This window comes from Chromobacterium sp. LK11, assembly GCF_001043705.1.
Classification (GTDB): domain Bacteria; phylum Pseudomonadota; class Gammaproteobacteria; order Burkholderiales; family Chromobacteriaceae; genus Chromobacterium; species Chromobacterium alkanivorans.
Genome location: NZ_LDUR01000034.1, coordinates 40,870 through 58,752 on the forward strand (window position 1 = coordinate 40,870; position 17,883 = coordinate 58,752).

At 64.2% G+C, this 17,883-nt stretch carries 20 protein-coding genes and 1 other RNA gene; 12 read left to right on the forward strand and 9 right to left on the reverse strand.

What is annotated here, in order from left to right; genetic code table 11:
* Window positions 1-82: 82 nt before the first annotated feature.
* A complete protein-coding gene (locus tag VK98_RS18740; protein WP_048415497.1) occupies window positions 83-1,471 on the reverse strand; it encodes a sodium-dependent transporter in 1,389 nt (462 codons plus the stop codon).
* A 186-nt stretch (window positions 1,472-1,657) separates the two neighbouring features.
* Window positions 1,658-2,830, reverse strand: a complete 1,173-nt coding sequence (gene argE, locus VK98_RS18745; RefSeq protein ID WP_048415498.1) for an acetylornithine deacetylase — start codon at window positions 2,828-2,830, stop codon at window positions 1,658-1,660.
* A 158-nt stretch (window positions 2,831-2,988) separates the two neighbouring features.
* On the opposite strand from argE, the gene ffs reads away from it, so the two are divergent.
* Both ffs and VK98_RS18750 read left to right on the forward strand, forming a co-directional pair.
* Window positions 2,989-3,087, forward strand: an RNA gene (ffs, locus tag VK98_RS23480) — signal recognition particle sRNA small type.
* Between the two features lie 272 nt (window positions 3,088-3,359).
* The gene (locus VK98_RS18750) at window positions 3,360-3,683 is read left to right on the forward strand and encodes a DNA-binding transcriptional regulator (RefSeq protein WP_048415499.1); all 324 of its coding nucleotides are present in this window, start codon (window positions 3,360-3,362) and stop codon (window positions 3,681-3,683) included.
* Between the two features lie 126 nt (window positions 3,684-3,809).
* Here the strand turns inward: VK98_RS18750 and VK98_RS18755 are convergent, their stop codons facing one another.
* Window positions 3,810-4,259: a universal stress protein gene (locus tag VK98_RS18755; protein WP_019100138.1), complete on the reverse strand. Its 450-nt coding sequence runs from the start codon at window positions 4,257-4,259 to the stop codon at window positions 3,810-3,812.
* 117 nt (window positions 4,260-4,376) lie between these two features.
* On the opposite strand from VK98_RS18755, the gene VK98_RS18760 reads away from it, so the two are divergent.
* The 4 genes from VK98_RS18760 (at window position 4,377) to xerC (ending at window position 7,045) form a co-directional block, all read left to right on the forward strand.
* A complete protein-coding gene (locus VK98_RS18760; RefSeq protein ID WP_048415500.1) occupies window positions 4,377-4,814 on the forward strand; it encodes a thioesterase family protein in 438 nt (145 codons plus the stop codon).
* Between the two features lie 12 nt (window positions 4,815-4,826).
* The gene (locus VK98_RS18765) at window positions 4,827-5,240 is read left to right on the forward strand and encodes a TerB family tellurite resistance protein (protein ID WP_048415501.1); all 414 of its coding nucleotides are present in this window, start codon (window positions 4,827-4,829) and stop codon (window positions 5,238-5,240) included.
* A gap of 64 nt (window positions 5,241-5,304) precedes the next feature.
* Window positions 5,305-6,159 carry a MoxR family ATPase gene (locus VK98_RS18770; protein WP_048415502.1) on the forward strand — a complete coding sequence of 285 codons (855 nt, stop codon included), beginning with the start codon at window positions 5,305-5,307 and terminating at the stop codon, window positions 6,157-6,159.
* Window position 6,160: 1 nt separating this feature from the next.
* Window positions 6,161-7,045, forward strand: a complete 885-nt coding sequence (gene xerC, locus VK98_RS18775) for a tyrosine recombinase XerC (RefSeq protein WP_048415503.1) — start codon at window positions 6,161-6,163, stop codon at window positions 7,043-7,045.
* 126 nt (window positions 7,046-7,171) lie between these two features.
* Here the strand turns inward: xerC and VK98_RS18780 are convergent, their stop codons facing one another.
* The 3 genes from VK98_RS18780 to orn form a co-directional block, all read right to left on the reverse strand.
* Window positions 7,172-7,672, reverse strand: a complete 501-nt coding sequence (locus tag VK98_RS18780; protein ID WP_048415504.1) for a CinA family protein — start codon at window positions 7,670-7,672, stop codon at window positions 7,172-7,174.
* 11 nt (window positions 7,673-7,683) lie between these two features.
* Window positions 7,684-9,333: a glucose-6-phosphate isomerase gene (gene pgi / locus VK98_RS18785; RefSeq protein WP_048415505.1), complete on the reverse strand. Its 1,650-nt coding sequence runs from the start codon at window positions 9,331-9,333 to the stop codon at window positions 7,684-7,686.
* A gap of 83 nt (window positions 9,334-9,416) precedes the next feature.
* On the reverse strand, window positions 9,417-9,962 hold the full coding sequence (gene orn / locus VK98_RS18790) for an oligoribonuclease (RefSeq protein ID WP_048415506.1): 546 nt from the start codon (window positions 9,960-9,962) through the stop codon (window positions 9,417-9,419).
* An 81-nt stretch (window positions 9,963-10,043) separates the two neighbouring features.
* Here orn and VK98_RS18795 point away from each other — a divergent pair, with 81 nt between their 5' ends.
* The 5 genes from VK98_RS18795 to VK98_RS18815 all read left to right on the forward strand — a co-directional run bounded on the left by VK98_RS18795 (window position 10,044) and on the right by VK98_RS18815 (window position 13,935).
* Window positions 10,044-11,288: a M48 family metallopeptidase gene (locus tag VK98_RS18795; RefSeq protein WP_048415507.1), complete on the forward strand. Its 1,245-nt coding sequence runs from the start codon at window positions 10,044-10,046 to the stop codon at window positions 11,286-11,288.
* A 1-nt stretch (window position 11,289) separates the two neighbouring features.
* On the forward strand, window positions 11,290-11,616 hold the full coding sequence (locus tag VK98_RS18800; RefSeq protein ID WP_048415508.1) for a 4a-hydroxytetrahydrobiopterin dehydratase: 327 nt from the start codon (window positions 11,290-11,292) through the stop codon (window positions 11,614-11,616).
* Complete coding sequence (gene rsgA, locus VK98_RS18805; RefSeq protein WP_048415509.1) at window positions 11,613-12,488, forward strand: ribosome small subunit-dependent GTPase A; 876 nt, start codon at window positions 11,613-11,615, stop codon at window positions 12,486-12,488. The genes VK98_RS18800 and rsgA overlap by 4 nt, the downstream gene beginning before the upstream one ends.
* Window positions 12,489-12,602: 114 nt before the next feature.
* Window positions 12,603-13,343 carry an acetoacetyl-CoA reductase gene (gene phbB / locus VK98_RS18810; protein WP_048415510.1) on the forward strand — a complete coding sequence of 247 codons (741 nt, stop codon included), beginning with the start codon at window positions 12,603-12,605 and terminating at the stop codon, window positions 13,341-13,343.
* 109 nt (window positions 13,344-13,452) lie between these two features.
* Window positions 13,453-13,935 carry a GAF domain-containing protein gene (locus tag VK98_RS18815; RefSeq protein WP_048415511.1) on the forward strand — a complete coding sequence of 161 codons (483 nt, stop codon included), beginning with the start codon at window positions 13,453-13,455 and terminating at the stop codon, window positions 13,933-13,935.
* Between the two features lie 219 nt (window positions 13,936-14,154).
* On the opposite strand, the gene VK98_RS18820 is transcribed toward VK98_RS18815, so the two are convergent.
* The 3 genes from VK98_RS18820 to VK98_RS24460 form a co-directional block, all read right to left on the reverse strand.
* Window positions 14,155-14,391 (reverse strand): hypothetical protein, encoded by a 237-nt coding sequence (locus VK98_RS18820; RefSeq protein ID WP_048415512.1) that lies wholly within the window; start codon window positions 14,389-14,391, stop codon window positions 14,155-14,157.
* A 101-nt stretch (window positions 14,392-14,492) separates the two neighbouring features.
* Window positions 14,493-15,560, reverse strand: a complete 1,068-nt coding sequence (locus tag VK98_RS18825; RefSeq protein ID WP_048415513.1) for a DNA-binding protein — start codon at window positions 15,558-15,560, stop codon at window positions 14,493-14,495.
* Window positions 15,561-15,729: 169 nt separating this feature from the next.
* Window positions 15,730-16,398, reverse strand: coding sequence for an OmpA family protein (locus VK98_RS24460; protein ID WP_048415514.1), 669 nt, complete (start codon window positions 16,396-16,398; stop codon window positions 15,730-15,732).
* Window positions 16,399-16,612: 214 nt separating this feature from the next.
* Between VK98_RS24460 and VK98_RS18835 the strand changes: the two genes are divergently transcribed.
* A complete protein-coding gene (locus VK98_RS18835; protein WP_048415515.1) occupies window positions 16,613-17,878 on the forward strand; it encodes an Hsp70 family protein in 1,266 nt (421 codons plus the stop codon).
* Window positions 17,879-17,883: the final 5 nt, after the last annotated feature.

Sequence of the window (17,883 nt, forward strand, 5' to 3'; positions counted from 1 at the left end):
TTTGTTAGCAGCTCTAAATCCCTGCCGGCCAGCATGAAAAAAAGGAGCCGCGCGGCTCCTTTTTCTGTTTGACGGCATGGACTCAAATCACGCCCAGACCCTTGAGCATCACCACCAGGATCAACAGCGGCGACACATAGCGCAGCACGATGAACAGCGCCTTCAACAAGCCCTCGTTCTTCAGCGCGCCCTGATTGCTCAGCGCCTGCTTCAGCTGTTCGAAGCCCCACACCCAGCCGACGAACAGGCAGAGGAAGATGCCGCCCAGAGGCATCAGCAGATTGGAGGTCACGAAGTCGAACAGATCGAACAAGGTCATGCCGAAAGGCTTGAAGCCGGACAGCGTGCTGTTGGACAAGGCGCAACCCGCGCCGACCAAGGCCAGCAGCAGCAGATTGATCACCGTGGCCTTGACCCGGCTGATGCCGAAGCGCTCGCTGAACACCGACACCGGCACTTCCAGGATGGACAGCATCGCGCCGGTGGCCGCGATCGCGGCCAGCACGAAGAAGGCCACCATGAACACATTGCCCAGCGGCATGCTGGCGAACACCGCCGGGATGGTGATGAACAGCAGCGACGGACCGGCCGCCGGCTCGAAGCCGAAGGCGAACACCGCCGGGAAAATGGCGATGCCGGCCAGGATGGAGACGAACAGGTCCGCGCACATCACCCGGAAGGTGGTGACGGGAATGTTCTGGTCATCGCGGAAATAACTGCCGTAGGTGATCATGGTGCCCATGCCGATGGACAGCTTGAAGAAGGCCAGGCCCACCGCGGTCAGCACCACCGCGCCGCTGATCTTGGAGAAATCCGGAGTGAACAGGAAGTCCAGCCCCTTGGCCGCGCCGGGCAGCATCAGGCTGCGCGCGCCTATCACCAGCAGCAATAGGAACAGCAAGGGCATCAGCTTCTTGGTCACCGCCTCAATGCCCTTGGACACGCCCATCAGCAGAATGCCGCCGATCAACAGCAAGACCAGCCACTGCCACAACAAGGACTGCACCGGGTCGGAAATCAGCGCGTTGAAGGCCTGCGAGGTTGTTTTGGGGTCGCTGGACAACAGACCGCCGCCCAAGGACTTGAACACATAGGCGAAGACCCAGGCCGCCACTTCGGAATAGAAAGCCATGATCAGGAAGGCGGCCAGCACGCCGAAAGCGCTGATCAGCCACCAGGGCTGGCCGGCCGGCGCCAGCGTCTTCAGCGCCGTCACCGCGTCGCGCTTGGCTTTGCGGCCCAGCATGATCTCGGCGATCATCACCGGCAGGCCCACCAGCAGCGTGGCCAACACGTACACCACCAAAAAACCGGCGCCGCCATTGGTGCCGGTCAGATAAGGAAACTTCCAGATATTGCCGAGGCCCACGGCGGAACCGAGAGTCGCCGCCAATACGCCAAAGCTGGAGGTGAAGCCGTCTCGCGACTTGGCCGCGCCTCCCTGCCGCACAGATCCCACGTTCTGACTCATTTATTTTTTCTTTCTGACTACCGCGGCGCCAACGCTCGCCGACCCCTTGGGACCGGGCGTTGAACAACTGCTCACGCCGCCATAAAACAAGCCCGCCTAAGGGATCCCCCTGGCGGGCAACTTGAGTGTTCGGCTTGTCGCCGGCAGCGATTTTGCGGCTATTCGGTCATCAGCGCAAAAAAATCTTCACGGTTTTTGCGTCAGCTCATCTCCCAGCCGTCGCAACCAGGCGGCGCACTGCTCCAGTTGCTCGATGTCGATGTATTCGTCGGGCCGGTGCGCCTGTTCGATGTTGCCCGGACCCAAGACAACGCAGGCGATGCCCGCCTCGCTGAACAGCCCAGCCTCGGTGGTGTAGGCCACGCCCTTGCCGCCCTCGCAGCCGCACAAGCGCGCCACGGTGCGGCGCACCTCGCTGTTTTCCGACGACTCGAAGGCCGGGCTGTACACCACCCGCTCGATCTCGATCTCCGCCTCCGGCGCCACCTGCCGCATCTCCAGCAGCAAGGTGGCCGCGTAATCCCGGACCGAACTGACAAAACGCTCAGGTCCGTCGCCCGGCAGCCAGCGGCACTCGAACATGAACTCGCAATCCTTGGGCACGATGTTGCAGGCGGTGCCGCCGTGGATGGTGCCGGTCTGCAAGGTGGTGAACGGCACATCATATAAGGCCTGCCGATGGCCGAACGACGCCTCGGCGTCGGCCAGCTTGCGGATGTGGGTGATCAGCCGCGCGGCGAACTCGATGGCGTTGACGCCCTGCGGCGTCAGCGAGGAATGCGCGGCGCGGCCGCGGACCTTGCACAGGAAATGAGCGATGCCCTTGTGCGCGATCACCGGCTGCATGCTGGTGGGCTCGCCTACGATGCAGCCGGACACCTTGACCCCGTCCGCCGCCAGCCGGTCTATCATCCGGCCCACGCCCAGGCAGCCCACCTCCTCGTCGTAAGACAGCGCAATGCCTATGCCCTGACTCAAACCGCCCCGCGCCGCCAGCTCGACAAACCAAGGCGCCAGCGACAGCACGCAGGCGATGAAGCCCTTCATGTCGGCGGAGCCGCGGCCATACAGCCGGCCGTCGCCCTTGTCGGTCAGCGCGAAGGGATCGCTGCTCCAGACCTGGCCGTCCACCGGCACCACGTCGCTATGGCCGGACAGCACCACCAGCGGCAGCTCGGGCGCGCCGATGCGGGCGAACAGATTGGCCTTGCTGCCTTCGTCGTTGAAGGTCAGCGTAGCTTCCACGCCCATCTGCCGCAGATAAGCGCGCACCCACTCGATCAGCTCCAGATTGGAATGCCGGCTGGTGGTGTCGAAGCGGACCAGTTCCGCCAACAATTCTTGCGCCGATTGAGCCATCACACACTCCCACGCTTGCCGCGGTATAGATTAGATGCCGCCCAGTCTGCCTGCGCGACCGCGCTTCGGCAACCGCCGCCGCGCGCGCCCGCGCGACAAAAAACGCACGCCGGGCTTGGCAAAACGGCCGCTTGTCGTTAGAATGCGTCTTCTCTTGAGGCGGGTCTCCCCGCATTGCGCGATAGCGAACCTGGTCAGGTCCGGAAGGAAGCAGCCACAGTTATTTAGCGCAAGTGCCGGGGGTCAGGCTCGCCGCCCCTCCCCTTTTTTTCTGCCTCGAATGCCAAAACGCTTTACAAAAAAGCGACCACACAGTATCTTTTTGCGTCTCGACCTGCAAATCCCATTGTCCTTGACAATAAGAATCCACTAACATTGCAAAAACCGAAGTTGATGCTTAACGGAACTTCATGAACTTTTTTGCATCAGAATTATTCCTGATGGATTTTTTTTGCTATTTTTAGGGTGCAGGGCACGAAACCTAAAAAATATTAGAACCAATATTCTTTGATACTGAGAGGAACACTCAATGAAACTGTTTGAAAAGATCCCCAACCCGCGTGAGATCCGCCGCAAGCTCGGCCTGAACCAGCAAGAGTTCTGGAGCCGCATCGGCGTGACCCAGTCCGGCGGCTCCCGCTATGAAAGCGGCCGCAACATGCCCAAGCCGGTGCGCGAACTGTTGCGCCTGGTCCACGTCGAGCAGATCGACCTGTCCAAGGTTCGCCGCGAAGACTTCGAAATCGTCGAGTACCTGAAGGAAACCCACCCGGACCTGTACAAGAGCCTGCGCAAAGCGGTTCGCACCAAGCTGGAAGCTCAGGATGGCAGCGTGGAAGTCACCGCCGGCTGATCCTCTTCCGCCGAGGAAAGCCAGCCCGCAGCAATGCCGGCTGGCTTTATTTTTGCCCGCAGGATTGTCCGACAAGCAACGGCGCGCCGCATCCCGCCCAAGCCGCGCGCCCGCCATGCCATCAGCCTAGTCGCCTGGGTTGCGTACCAGCAACACCGGCACGTCCGCCAGCTTAAGCACGCCCTCCGCCACGCTGCCCATCAGCAGATGCATCAAACCGCTCCAACCATGGGTACCCATCACTATCAAATCGGCGCCCCAAGCGCCGGCGTCGTCCACCAGCACCGCGGCGATCTTGTCGCCCCAGCTTTCCAGAATCTTGCAATCCGCCGTCACGCCCAATTCCTTGGCCTTGGCCCCGGCCTGCCCCAGCACCTGCTCGCCCGCCTGCTTGATCGACTTTTGCAGCTCGGTCGCGTCCAGAAACTCGGTGCCGCCCCAGCCGAACTGGGCCAGATCCACCACATGCACCAGTTTCAGGCTGGCACCCACTTCCTTGGCCAGATGGCAAGCCTCGTGCAATGCCAGATTGGAGGTCTCGCTATCATCCACCGGTACGAATATGCGCTGATACATGACTCTGCTCCTTGTTGTATTTGCCTTACACTTGCAGTCTATCAAACCATGCCACTGCCCTGTTGACTCAGGTTAAGACAAACAACTCAGCCAAACCACTCGCCCAAAGCCCACATCATGTCCAGAATCCAGCTCGCCCTGCCAGAGCGCTTCGCCTTCGAAACCCGCGTCGACATCCGCATCGGCGACGTCAACTACGCCGGCCACCTGGGCAACGACGCCGTATTGAGGCTGGCTCACGAAGCGCGTCTGCGCTTTTTACAAAGTCTAGGCTATCCGCACGAACTCAGCATCGAGGGCCTGGGCGTGGTGGTGGCGGACACCGCGATCTGCTACCGCGCGGAGGCCTTCCACGGCGAAGTGCTGCGCTTTGGTCTGGCCGTGGACGACATCGGTCCGCGCGGTTTCGATTTGCTCTATCAGGCAAGCAATGACAAAACCGGGAAAGAAGTGGCAAGATTGAAGACAGGCCTAGTCTTCTTCGACTACGCCAGCCGCAAGCTTGCCGCCACGCCCCCAGCGTTTCTGGAACGGCTAGGCGTCACATCAGAATAAAGGAAAGGCGTCATGAGAAAATACGCACTCAATAGCCCGGAAGCACTGGCGCGCCTGCTGGCCATGTTTATGATCACGGATGGCAATATGGACCCGCGCGAGCTGGAGCTGCTGGAGAAACTCCACGTCTACGACCTGATCGGCCTGCCGCGCAAGCAGTTCACCAAGGTGCTGGTGGATTACTGCGACGACGTGTCCGACGAAGCCAACGACGACGGCACCATCCATTTGCTGGACGCGGAACGCATCAACGACCTGCTGGCCGAGGTGACCGACCACCGCAAACGCATTCTGGCCTGCGTGTTGGCCATGGACATCAGCAAGTCCGACGGCACCATCAGCGAGCCGGAAATGGCGCTGTTGAGCCATATGATGAAAAGCTGGGGCATTTCGCTGGACGATCTGGAACGCGAATTCGCCCGTTGACCTCTTTCCGCGCCAAAGCAGCCGTCCGCGCGGCTGCTTTGGCCATTTTGAAGCCACCCCACCCATGACGAGCAATACCCGATTTTCCGGCACCGACAACTACATCGCCACCGAAGACCTGATGATGGCGGTGAACGCCGCCATCACCCTGGAGCGCCCGCTCTTGATCAAGGGCGAGCCCGGCACCGGCAAGACCATGCTGGCCGAGGAAGTGGCCCGCAGCCTGGGCCGAGAGCTGATTGTCTGGCCGATAAAGTCCACCACCAAGGCCCAGCACGGCCTGTACGAATACGACGCGGTCTCGCGGCTGCGCGACTCGCAACTGGGCGACGCCCGCGTGCACGACATCCGCAACTACATCGTCAAGGGCAAGCTGTGGCAGGCTTTCGACGCCGACAGCGCGCCGGTGCTGTTGATCGACGAGATCGACAAGGCCGACATCGAATTCCCCAACGACCTGCTGCGCGAACTGGACCAGATGGAGTTCTTCGTCCACGAGACCCAGGAATTCGTGCGCGCGCGCCAGCGCCCCATCATCATCATCACCTCCAACAACGAGAAAGAGCTGCCGGACGCTTTCTTGCGCCGCTGCTTCTTCCACTACATCCGCTTCCCGGACCGGGACACCATGCAGGCCATCATCGACGCCCACTTCCCCTCGCTGCGCCAGCAGCTGGTCAGCGAAGCGCTGGAAGTGTTCTTCTCCATTCGCGAACTGCCGGGCCTGAAGAAAAAACCCAGCACCTCGGAGCTGCTGGACTGGCTGAAGCTGCTGTCGGCGGAAGGCATGGACGCCGCGGCGCTGAAACAACGGCATCAGGACAACGCCCCGCCGCCGCTGGCGGGCGCGCTGCTGAAAAGCGAACAGGACCTGCAATTGTTCGAGCGCCTGATGCAAATGGCAAGGCTGCGCCGCTGAGATGGACTGCCTGGAGCGCTTCGCCGCCTCGCTGGCCTTGGCCGGCCGCAGCGGCCACACCGCCGCCGCCTATCTGCGCGATCTGGAGCAGCTGGCCGCCCTCATCCAGCCCTCCCCGCTGGAGCGGGCCGAGCACGCCCAGCTGCGCAAGACGCTGGCCAAGCTGCACGCTCAGGGCCTGCACAGCCGCAGCCTGGCGCGCAAGCTCTCCGCCTGGCGCCGTTTCTACCAATGGCTGCTGGACAGCGGACAACGCGCCGACGACCCCAGCCAGGGGCTGCGCGCGCCCAAGCAGGACAAGCCGCTGCCCAAGGCCTTGCCGGTGGACAGCACCGCGGCGCTGCTGGACCGCATCGACGACGCCGACGCGCTCTCCATACGCGACCGCGCGCTGTTCGAGCTGATGTATTCCTGCGGGCTGCGCCTCTCCGAAGCGGTAGGATTGAATCTGGAAGACCTGGACTTTTCCGACGATCTGCTGCGCATCCGCGGCAAGGGCGGCAAGGAACGCATTGCGCCGCTGGGCGCCGAGGCGCGCGCCTGCCTGCAACGCTGGCTGGCTCAGCGCCAGGCGGCGCCGGACGAGCGCGCGGTGTTCATCGCCCGCCACGGCGGGCGGCTGGGCGGCCGCCAGGTGGAAAAGCGCCTGCGCGACTGGGCGATCAAGACCGGCGCGCAGCAGCACGTGCATCCGCACATGTTGCGCCACTCCTTCGCCTCCCATCTGCTGCAATCGTCGGGCGACTTGCGCGCGGTGCAGGAGTTGCTGGGCCACGCCAACCTGTCCAGCACCCAGATCTACACCGCGCTGGACTTCCAGCACCTGGCCAAGGTCTACGACGGCGCGCATCCGCGCGCGCGCAAGAAACCGGACAACAAGGATTAAACGCCCGGGCCAGGCGCTTGTTCGGCCCTGCGAACCAGGACGAGGCAATGCGCTCGCGGCGCACGACCTGTCGGAGTCGCATTCGCCGCGCAACGCTGACGGCGCGCGCCAGCCCTCGAGCAGCGCCTAAGCCGCGCGGCCGCGGCCGGCCACCAGCTCATCCAGCCGCTGCAAGGCGCGGATCACCGTTTGAGCGCGCACCTGGGCGCGATCGCCGTCGAAGCGGCAGCTGAAAGCCTCGCTCCAACCGTCGGGTCCGGCAATGCCGAACCAGACCAAGCCCACCGGCTTGGCCGCCGTGCCGCCGCCGGGACCGGCCACGCCGGACACCGCCACGCTCCAGTCCGCGCCGGACAGGCGCAGCGCGCCGGCCGCCATCTGGCGCACCACCGCCTCGCTGACCGCGCCGTGTTCGCGCAAGACGTCGCCTTCCACCTGCAGCAGACGCTGCTTGGCTTCATTGCTGTAGGTCACCACGCCGTAGCCGAACCAGGCGGAGCTGCCGGCGATGTCGGTCAGCGCCGCGGCTATCATGCCGCCGGTGCAAGACTCGGCGGCGGCGACGCTCTCGCCCGCCGCCAGCAAGCGCTCGCCTAAACGGCGGGCCAATTCCAGGCTTTCTTGCATGGCTCTCTCCCTCAAGCTCGCCGCGATTTGAAATGGCGAATCAAGCCGTTGGTGGAGCTGTCGTGCGCCAGCGCGTCGTCGTCGGCCGCCAGTTCCGGCAGGATGCGGCGCGCCAACTGCTTGCCGTACTCCACTCCCCATTGATCGAAGGAATTGATGCCCCAGATCACGCCCTGCACGAACACCTTGTGCTCGTACAAGGCCAACAACATGCCCACGCTGCGCGGGCTCACCTCGTCCAGCGCCAGGGTATTGGACGGCTGGTTGCCGGGGAACAGCTTCTGCGGCAACAACATGTCCAGCTGCTCGCCCGGCAGATGCGCCAGCTCCCGCATCGCCTCGGCCTCGCTTTTGCCGCGCATCAAGGCCTCGGTCTGCGCCAGACAGTTGGCCACCAGCACCTGGTGCTGATCGGCCACCGGATAATGGCTGCGCATTGGAATGATGAAGTCGCAAGGCACCAGCCGCGTGCCTTGATGCAGCAACTGGAAAAAGGCGTGCTGACTGTTGGCCCCTTCCTCCCCCCAGATCACCGGGCCGGTGTCGAAGTCCAGCGACTCGCCGTAGCGACCGACGCGCTTGCCGTTGGACTCCATGTCCAATTGCTGCACATGGGCCGGCAAGCGACGCAGGCCGTGGTCGTAAGGCATGATGGCGTGGGTGTGGGCGCGGTAGAAGGTGTTGTACCAGACGCCGATCAGCGCCAGCAGCACCGGCATATTGGCGGCGAACGGCGCGGAAAAGAAATGCCGGTCCATCGCGTGGCCGCCCGCCAGGAATTCCTGGAAGCGCTCGAAGCCTATCGCCAGCATCACCGGCAAGCCGATCGCCGACCAGGTGGAATAACGGCCGCCCACCCAGTCCCAAAAGCCGAACATGTGCGCGGGATCGATGCCGAAGGCCTCCACCGCCGGCTGATTGGAGGACACCGCGACGAAATGGCGCGCGATGTCGGCCTCGCCGCCGGCTTGCAGAAACCATTGCCGCGCCGCCTGCGCGTTCAGCAGCGTCTCCGGCGTGGTGAAGGATTTGGAAGCGATGATGAACAGGGTTTCGGCCGGGTCCAGCCGCTCCAGCGTGCGCGCGACGTGAGCGCCGTCCACATTGGAGACGAAATGCACCTCCAGCTCCGGCGTCGCGTAGGCGGCCAGCGCCTCCTTCACCATCAGCGGACCGAGATCGGAACCGCCTATGCCCAGGTTGACCACGTGGCGGATGCGTCGGCCGCTGAAGCCTTTCCACTCGCCGCCGCGCACCTGCTCGCTGAAGGCGCGCATCCGCGCCAGCACCGCCTGCACCCCGGCCACCAGCTCACACCCGTCCAGCGTCAGGCTCTCGCCGGCCGGCAGGCGCAAGGCGGTATGCAGCACCGCGCGGTCTTCGCTGACATTGATGCGCTCGCCGCTCCGCATCCTCTCCATCCAGCCGGCCAGGTCGGCCTCGCGCGCCAGCTCGAACAACAATTCCAGCGTGCGCTCGGTGACGCGGTTCTTGGAATAGTCCAGCAACAGGCCGTCCAGCTCCAGCGAAAACCGCTGGAAGCGCTGCGGATCCGCGTCGAACAGCTCGCGCATATGCATGTGCCGGGTGGCTCGCTGATGTTGATGCAAGCGGGCCCAGACCCGGGTGGAGTTGATGTCGGACGTGCGTTGCGAAGCCATATGGATTGCCGCTGGAATGAAGTTTGCCAATAGTAAAGGGGCAAGCCCCGCCATGGAGCAGCCCCTGCGGAACAGCGCCCTGGTTACAGCTTGAGGAAATGCTCGCGGTAGTAGCGCAACTCCTCGATAGACTCCAGGATGTCCGCCAGCGCCTCGTGCTTGCCGCGCTTGACCACGCCGCGCGCCACTTCCGGCTTCCAACGCTTGCACAACTCTTTCAGCGTAGACACATCCAGGTTGCGATAATGGAAATACTCTTCCAGCCTGGGCATCCAGCGCACCATGAAGCGGCGGTCCTGATGGATGGTGTTGCCGCACATCGGCGTGATCCGCGGCGGCACGTACTGAGCCATGAAGTCCAGCAGAATCTGCTCGGCCTCGGCCTCGGCCAGCGTGGAGGCCTTGACCTTCTCGATCAGCCCGCTCTTGCCGTGGGTGTTCTTGTTCCAGTCGTCCATGCCGTTCAGCACTTCGTCGGGCTGATGGATCACCAGCACCGGCGATTCCGCCACCACGTTCAGCTGGCTGTCGGTGACTATCATCGCCACTTCGATGATGCGGTCGGTCTCTGGATTCAGGCCCGTCATTTCCATGTCGAGCCAGATGAGGTTCATTTGATCTTGTGTCATACTTGCCAATCTTTGCAAAACCCTGCCATTTTCCTTCATTGCCGCGCTGGCGGCAAACCTGACAGCAGATAACGGACTCCGATGACCGAGGCATTCAGCTCTCTCTTCCTGGCCGCGCTGGCGGCCACCCTCGCGCTAAAGATCTGGCTGGGCTGGCGCCACGCCCGCCACATCGCCCGCCACCGCGCGGAAGTGCCCGCGGCTTTCCGCGACGCCATCTCCTTGCAACAACACCAACTGGCCGCCGATTACTGCGTCGCCAAGACCCGCTTCAGCCTGTTTTCCGCCCTGATGGACAGCCTAGTGATTCTGGCGCTGACCTTTGGCGGCGTACTGCAATGGCTGGCCGGCGTCGCCGCCGGCGCCAGCGCTTCGCCGCTGCTGTCCGGCCTGCTGCTGATCGTCGGCGTGGCGGCGCTGACCGGCTGCGTCAGCTTTCCGCTCAGCCTGTACTCCACTTTCGGCATCGAGGCCCGCTTCGGCTTCAACAAGACCACGCCCCGGCTGTTCATCATCGACCAGATCAAGGGCCTGCTGCTGGGCGCCGTCATCGGCCTGCCGCTGGTGGCCCTGGTGCTGTGGCTGATGAACATCTCCGGCCCGCTGTGGTGGCTGTGGGTGTGGCTGGTCTGGACCGGCTTCCAGTTGCTGATGGTGGCGCTCTACCCGACGCTGATCGCGCCGCTGTTCAATAAATTCACCCCGCTGCAAGACCTGGAGCTCAAGGCGCGCATCGAAGCGCTGCTGCAGCGCGCCGGCTTCAAGAGCCAGGGCGTGTTCGTGATGGACGGCTCGCGCCGCTCCAGCCACGGCAACGCCTACTTTACCGGCTTCGGCGCCGGCAAGCGCATCGTGTTTTTCGACACCCTGCTGGGACAGCTGGACCACGCAGAGATCGAAGCGGTGCTGGCGCATGAGCTGGGCCATTTCAAACGCCGCCACATCGCCAAGCGCATCGCGCTGGCCTTCGCGCTGTCGCTGGGCTTCCTGTTCCTGCTGGGCCAGTTGCTGAACGCGCCGTGGTTCTACGCCGGCCTGGGCGTCTCCACGCCCAGCACCGCGATGGCGCTGATCCTGTTCTTCACCGCGGTGCCGGCCTTCACCTTCCCGTTCACGCCGCTGTCCAGCAGCCTGTCGCGCCGCCATGAATACGAGGCCGACGACTTCGCCGCCAGCGAGACCGACGCCGGCAAACTGGTGTCGGCTCTGGTCAAGCTCTACCGCGACAACGCGTCCACGCTGACGCCGGACCCGCTGCATTCCGCTTTTTACGACTCGCACCCGCCCGCCGCCCTGCGCATCAACCACCTACAAGGAAACCGCTGACATGAACCTGCTCGAACTGTCCTGCGAAGCCCAACACGGCGCCAGCCCGCTGGCCGCCAGCACCGTCAATCAATTGATGGGCTCGCTGCCCGGCTGGAACATCCGCGGCATCGAACTGACCAAAACCTTCCCCTTCGCCAACTTCCACGACACCATGGCCTTCGTCAACGCCCTGGCCTGGATCGCCCACCGCGAAGACCATCACCCCGACCTGTCTGTGCATTACAACCGCGTCGTCGTCAACTTCAGCACCCACGACGCCGGCGGCCTGACGCTGAACGACTTCATCTGCGCGGCCAAGACCGAAGCGCTGCTGGCCCGCCCATGACAGGTCAGACCGGACAAATCATCCGCAGCCACGGCCGCCGCTTCATCGTTGAATCCGGCGGCCAGGTTTACGATTGCACCACCCGCGGCAAGCGCGTCGACTTCGCCTGCGGCGACTGGGTGGACATCCTGGTGCAGAACAAGGAACAGGCCGTCATCGAGCGCTCGCAGGAACGCCGCAGCCTGCTCTACCGCCAGGACGACTGGAAAACCAAGGTCATCGCCGCCAACGTGACCCGCATCCTGTTCGTGATCGCCGCGGTGCCCAGCCCCAACGAGGAACTGCTGGGACGCTGCCTGATCGCGGCGGAAGCCGGCGACATCGATCCCGTCATCGTGGTCAACAAGGCGGACTTGCCGGAAACCGCGGACTTGCTGCGCAAGCTGGAGCTGTACCGGCAACTGGGCTATCAGGTGGTCACCCTGTCCGCCAAACAGGACGTCGCGCCGCTGCTGCCGCTGCTGCAAGGCCAGACCAGCGTCTTCGTCGGCCAGTCCGGCATGGGCAAGTCCACGCTGACCAACGCGCTGCTGCCGGACGCCAACGCGCGCATCGGCGACATCTCCACCGCGCTGGACTCCGGCCGCCACACCACCACCCACGCCACGCTCTACCATCTGAACGCGGACAGCCACCTGATCGATTCCCCCGGTTTGCAGGAGTTTGGCCTCAAGCATTTGAAGGCCGCCGAGCTGACCCGCTACTTCCCGGAAATGCGTCCGCTGATCGGCCAATGCCGCTTCCACAATTGTTCGCACCGCGTGGAACCGAACTGTGCCATCATGGCCTCATGTGAGTCCGGCGCCATCGCCAAGTCCCGGCTGTCTTTGCTGCAACGGCTGACGGATGAACTTTCACCGTCTAAGCCGTGACGAAGGGTGTGCGTACTTTCCATTCACATACACGGGTAATTCACTTATCCTAAAAAACTGAAAGTCGTATCGCATAAGCATATCCGGACAGACAGCTAAAAAGGAGCCAGCACTATGACTAAGCGAATCGCACTCGTAACCGGAGGCATGGGCGGTATTGGTACCGCCATCTGCAAAGCCCTGGCGGAAAGCGGTCACATCGTAGTCACCACCTACAGCAAGCCCGGCCGAGAACAAGCCTGGCTCGCCGACATGAAGGGGCTGGGACTGAAGGATATCCACGCCTATCAATGCGATGTCACCGACACCGCAGCCTGCAAGGAACTGGCCGAAAAGGTGGCCAAAGACCTGGGGCCGATCGACGTGCTGGTCAACAACGCCGGCATCACCCGCGACTGCAGCTTCAAGAAGCAGACCAAGGAAGACTGGGACGCGGTGTTGCGCACCAATCTTGACTCTCTGTTCAACATGACCAAGCCGGTGGTGGACGGCATGGGCGACCGCGGCTTCGGCCGCATCATCAACATTTCCTCGATCAACGGCCAGAAGGGGCAGTTCGGCCAGACCAACTACTCCGCCGCCAAGGCCGGCATGCACGGCTTCACCATGGCCCTGGCGCAGGAAGTGGCGCGCAAGGGCGTGACCGTCAACACCATTTCGCCCGGCTACATCGCCACCGATATGGTGATGGCGGTGGCGGAAGACGTCCGCAACAAGATCGTCGCCCAGATCCCGGTGGGCCGCCTGGGCAAGCCCGAGGAAATCGCCGCTCTGGTGACCTTCCTCGCCTCCGAACAGGCCGGCTTCATCACCGGCGCCAACGTGGCGATGAACGGCGGCCAGCACATGATGTGACGCGCCCGCCGTCGGCTCCGCTTGCAGCGCCACCCCAGGGTGGCGTTTTCTTTTTAGCCCCCCGCTGTGTATGCTGTCGTTTTTCCCAGCCACACCCCGACGACACCCCATGGCAGAACAGCTGATCATCCACGGCGCCGACAAACAAGAGCGCTATCAAACCCTATTGCCGCAAGCGCTGGCGCTGATTGAATCCGAAACCGACCAGATCGCCGCGCTGGCCAATCTCTGCGCCGCCTTGCACGGCAGCTTCGACTGGCTGTGGACCGGCTTCTACCTGGTCAAGGACAAGCAACTGGTGCTCGGCCCCTTCCAGGGCCCGATCGCCTGCACCCGCATCCCCTTCGGCAAAGGCGTCTGCGGCAGCGCCTGGCAGGCCGGCAAAACCCTGGTGGTGGAAGACGTCGACGCCTTCCCCGGCCACATCGCCTGCTCGTCCAGCGCCCGCTCGGAAATCGTGGTGCCGATCCGCAACGCCGCCGGCGAGGTGGCCGCGGTGCTGGACGTGGACTCCAGCGAGTTGGCCAGTTTCGACGCGGTGGACGCCGAATACCTGGAGCGCATCGCGGCGGGACTCGCGCGCCTGCTTTAAGATCCGCCGACAAAACCCCGATCCTGCGCTGCGCCTCCTTGTCGTGCCACGAGCACCGCCTGCGGCGGCGCGCCTTGACTCGGGTTCTCTGCGAGGTTTTGTTAGCGGCTCCGGGAAGCGCCCCGTCCCGGCTCGCGGGATTGCGTGCCGCACCGATGCGAGCATGAAAAAAGCGCGCCCGGCGGCGCGCTTTCTCAATGGTCCAACCGGCTCCGCCGGCTATAGCTGCAAGCGCATCGAATCGCGCCCCTCGCGAGACCGCGACCAAACGCGCCCCGCCAGCTCCAGAATCCAGAACACGGCCAAACCGGACAGAATGGACAGATTCTTGCCCGCGGCCATCGCCAGCACCCCCTGCCAGAGCGAGCCCCCGTCCGCCCAGCACAAGCCGCACCACACGAGCAAGGCCAGCAGGGTGATCAAGGCCGGGGCGCGGTAGTATTCGCCGAAAGTCATATTGCCTCCAATAAGGACAATCCTCACGACAAATTAGCAAAGCCCGCTTCCAGCGGCATCGTGGCAAGCACTTAGTAGAAACACGCTCCCGGCAAAGCCGCTCAGCCCAATAGCGGCAACTGCAGCTGCCGCCCCAGCCATTCGCGCAAGCCGGCCTCGTCCAGCGCCAACAGCTCCTGCCGCGACCCGGCCAGTATCTCCACCAAGCGCGCCAGCTGCCGCTCCGCGCCCAGATTCATCTCGCCGGCCAGCCGGCTGTTCTCGCTGGCCATATCCAGCAGGCGCGCCGAGGTCTGCTCCAGCTGCACCGCCTGTCGCAGCGCGTCCTGCTCCAAGGCGGCGTTGCGCCCTTCCAGCCATTCCAGCCGCGCCTCCAGCCGACCGTTGTCGCGCTCGCGCTCCGCCAGGCGGTCGCGCCACTCCCCCTCCAGCCGCGTCCGCTCGCGCCGGCTTTGCTGCAAAGCCTCCTCCTGCCGCACCTGCGCCTGTTGCATGGTCCGGCGCTCCTCCTCCATCTGTTCGTAGAGCCGCAGCCGCAAGCCTTCCAGCCGCTCATAGGCCAGCGCTTCGCGGCGCGCGGCTTCTTCGCGCGCTTCCTGCACCTTGAGTTCCGCGCGCTCTTCCAACTCCTGCTGGCGTTGCTCGGCCTGGCGCCGGACCTCGGCCAACTCCTTCCGGGACTGCTCCAGCCGCTCCTCTTGCTCCTGCCGCGCCCGTTCCAGCATCTGGCGCCGGGTTTCCTCGCCCTGCAAGCGCCCTTCCAGATCCGCCAGCCGCGCGGCGCGCAGTTCCAGTTCGCGCAGGGCGGACTGCAACTCAGCCTGGCGCGCCGCCAGCCCCGCCTCCAGTTCGCGAGTCTCCGCCGCCGCCTGGGCCACCGCGGTTTCCGCGTCCTGGCGCAAGGACTCCAGCCGCCCGTCCGCCTCGTCGCAGGCTCGCTGCCACACTTGCTCGAAGGCCTCGGCCAGGCCGGCCGGCCAATCCGGCCGTCGCGACGACACCGCCACCCGCGACAGAAACTCCTGCCGCCATTCTTTCAAGGTGTTGTTGATCGTGGTATTGGAGCCCGCGCCGATTCTGGCTCTAACCTCCATCACCGTCGGCCATACGCCTTCGCCCACCAGCTCGAACGCCGCCTGCCGGATGCGCGAATAAATGTCTGTCGCCATGCCTGAAATGCCCGTTTGTCGTGGCCGACATTCTAGCAAAGCGCCGCTTTAAAACATATTACGTATTACATTTAAAATTTAACAAACCAGCCCCGACCCGCTCGCCGTAAAAAACGAAAGGGCGGCGCGCCTCGCGCGGCGCCCGCCCTCTTCGGCCCATCCGCCCGCGTCAGCCGCGCGCGGCCTCGCCCACGAAGATTTCAACCCGCCGGTTCTTCGCCCGTCCCGCGGCGCTGGCGTTGCTCGCCACCGGCTCGTGCGAACCGCGGCCGGCGATGCTGATCCGCCCCTCCGCCACGCCGCGCGCGGTCAGATAGTCGCGAGTGGCGCGGGCGCGGTTCAGCGACAAGGGGTCGTTGACCGCGTTGGAGCCGGTGTTGTCGGTATGGCCGACGATTTTCACCGTGGTCACCGGATTCTGGTTCAAGGTGGCGGCGAAACGATCGAGAATCGGCCGCAAATTGGGCTTGACGTCGTAGCGGCCCACGTCAAAAGACACATCGCTGGGAATATCCAGCTTCAGCTGATTGTCCGCGGTCTGGCTGACGCTGACGCCGGAGCCCTTGGTCGCCTGCTCCATCGCGGCCTTCTGCTCCTGCATGTGCTTGGACCACAGATAGCCGCCGCCGGCGCCCAGCGCCGCGCCCAGGGCGGCGCCGGTGGCCGCGCTGCGTCCGGGGTTGCCGCCGGCGGTCAACCCGCCCAGCACCGCGCCGGCCACCGCGCCAATCGCCGCGCCGGTGCCGGTGTCTTTCTGCGTTTCGGACATGTTCGCGCAGCCGGACAGGCCTCCGCTCCCCAGCGCCAATGCAACAAACATCACGATCAGTTTATTCATGCCTGGATCCTTTCCATTCAGTCCATTATCCGCCCCAGCGCCTGCGGGGCGCGCTTTCAGCATATACCCATTGCGCCGCGGCCACCTCGTTCCCCGGCCAAAAGGCAGGCGCCGCCGGCCGCGTCAAAGCGACAAAACGCTTGATTTGGCTGCCAAAGCCTTCCCTTGCCGCGCCAATCCGCGTACCATCGCGCCTCGCTTTACGGGAGGGAATATGAACACGCAGACTACGGCCCGCGCCTGCGGCATTGACTTTGGCACATCCAACTCCACCGTGGGATGGCTGCGCCCGAACCAAGCCACCCTGCTGACGCTGGAGGACGGCAAGATCACCTTGCCCTCGGTGGTGTTCTTCAATTACGAGGAAGATCATTCCGTGTTCGGCCGGCTGGCGCTGCAGGAATACATGGAAGGCTACGAAGGCCGGCTGATGCGCTCGCTGAAAAGCCTGCTGGGCTCCAACCTGATCGACAGCCAGACCGAAGTGCAAGGCAAGGCGCTGCCCTTCCGCCACCTGCTCAGCCTGTTCATCCAAGAGCTGAAGCTGCGCGCCGACCGCGCCGCCGAGCGCCCGTTCGAACAAGTGGTGCTGGGCCGCCCGGTTCACTTCGTCGACGACAACCTCAAGGCCGACGCCGAAGCCGAATCCACGCTGGGCGAGATCGCGCGCCAGGTGGGCTTCAAGGACGTGTCCTTCCAGTTCGAGCCCATCGCCGCCGCCTTCGACTACGAAGCCCGACTGGACCGCGAAGAGCTGGTGCTGATCGTCGACATCGGCGGCGGCACCTCGGACTTCACCCTGATCCGGCTGGCGCCCGAACGCCACCGCCTGGACGAACGCCGCGACGACATCCTCGCCACCGGCGGCGTGCACATCGGCGGCACCGACTTCGACAAGCAATTGAGCCTGCACGGCGTGATGCCGCTGTTCGGCTTCAAAAGCCGGCTGCGCAACAACGCGGAGATGCCGTCCAGCCAGTACTTCAACCTGGCCACCTGGCACACCATCAACTTCGCCTACACCCGCAAGGCCTGGATGGATCTGCAGGACGTGCATCGCGACGCGGCGCAGCCCCAGGTTCTGGACCGGCTGTTCCGCCTGATCCAGGACCGCGCCGGCCACCGACTGGCGATGCAGGTGGAAGCCGCCAAGATCGCGCTGTCGGACGAGGCCTCGCACCAGCTGGACCTCGGCCATATCGAGGCCGGCCTGCACTGCGAGCTGAGCCGCGACCAGTTCAACCACAGCATAGACGCGATGCTGGGCCAGATCGGCGCCACCGTGCGGCAGCTGCTGGCCGACGCCTGCACCCAGGCCGGCGACATCGACACCGTCTTCTTCACCGGCGGCTCCAGCGGCGTGCCGGCGCTGCGCGACAGCATCAAGCGCCTGCTGCCCCAGGCCCGCCATGTGGAGGGCGACCTGTTCGGCAGCATCGGCAGCGGCCTGGCGATCGAGGCGGCCAAGCGCTACGGCTAACGTCG

Coding starts and splice junctions, on each gene's coding strand:
- VK98_RS18740 (WP_048415497.1), bottom strand. CDS start 1,471: ATGAGTCAGAACGTGGGATCTGTGCGGCAGGGAGGCGCGGCCAAGTCG.
- argE (WP_048415498.1), bottom strand. CDS start 2,830: ATGGCTCAATCGGCGCAAGAATTGTTGGCGGAACTGGTCCGCTTCGAC.
- VK98_RS18750 (WP_048415499.1), top strand. CDS start 3,360: ATGAAACTGTTTGAAAAGATCCCCAACCCGCGTGAGATCCGCCGCAAG.
- VK98_RS18755 (WP_019100138.1), bottom strand. CDS start 4,259: ATGTATCAGCGCATATTCGTACCGGTGGATGATAGCGAGACCTCCAAT.
- VK98_RS18760 (WP_048415500.1), top strand. CDS start 4,377: ATGTCCAGAATCCAGCTCGCCCTGCCAGAGCGCTTCGCCTTCGAAACC.
- VK98_RS18765 (WP_048415501.1), top strand. CDS start 4,827: ATGAGAAAATACGCACTCAATAGCCCGGAAGCACTGGCGCGCCTGCTG.
- VK98_RS18770 (WP_048415502.1), top strand. CDS start 5,305: ATGACGAGCAATACCCGATTTTCCGGCACCGACAACTACATCGCCACC.
- xerC (WP_048415503.1), top strand. CDS start 6,161: ATGGACTGCCTGGAGCGCTTCGCCGCCTCGCTGGCCTTGGCCGGCCGC.
- VK98_RS18780 (WP_048415504.1), bottom strand. CDS start 7,672: ATGCAAGAAAGCCTGGAATTGGCCCGCCGTTTAGGCGAGCGCTTGCTG.
- pgi (WP_048415505.1), bottom strand. CDS start 9,333: ATGGCTTCGCAACGCACGTCCGACATCAACTCCACCCGGGTCTGGGCC.
- orn (WP_048415506.1), bottom strand. CDS start 9,962: ATGACACAAGATCAAATGAACCTCATCTGGCTCGACATGGAAATGACG.
- VK98_RS18795 (WP_048415507.1), top strand. CDS start 10,044: ATGACCGAGGCATTCAGCTCTCTCTTCCTGGCCGCGCTGGCGGCCACC.
- VK98_RS18800 (WP_048415508.1), top strand. CDS start 11,290: ATGAACCTGCTCGAACTGTCCTGCGAAGCCCAACACGGCGCCAGCCCG.
- rsgA (WP_048415509.1), top strand. CDS start 11,613: ATGACAGGTCAGACCGGACAAATCATCCGCAGCCACGGCCGCCGCTTC.
- phbB (WP_048415510.1), top strand. CDS start 12,603: ATGACTAAGCGAATCGCACTCGTAACCGGAGGCATGGGCGGTATTGGT.
- VK98_RS18815 (WP_048415511.1), top strand. CDS start 13,453: ATGGCAGAACAGCTGATCATCCACGGCGCCGACAAACAAGAGCGCTAT.
- VK98_RS18820 (WP_048415512.1), bottom strand. CDS start 14,391: ATGACTTTCGGCGAATACTACCGCGCCCCGGCCTTGATCACCCTGCTG.
- VK98_RS18825 (WP_048415513.1), bottom strand. CDS start 15,560: ATGGCGACAGACATTTATTCGCGCATCCGGCAGGCGGCGTTCGAGCTG.
- VK98_RS24460 (WP_048415514.1), bottom strand. CDS start 16,398: ATGAATAAACTGATCGTGATGTTTGTTGCATTGGCGCTGGGGAGCGGA.
- VK98_RS18835 (WP_048415515.1), top strand. CDS start 16,613: ATGAACACGCAGACTACGGCCCGCGCCTGCGGCATTGACTTTGGCACA.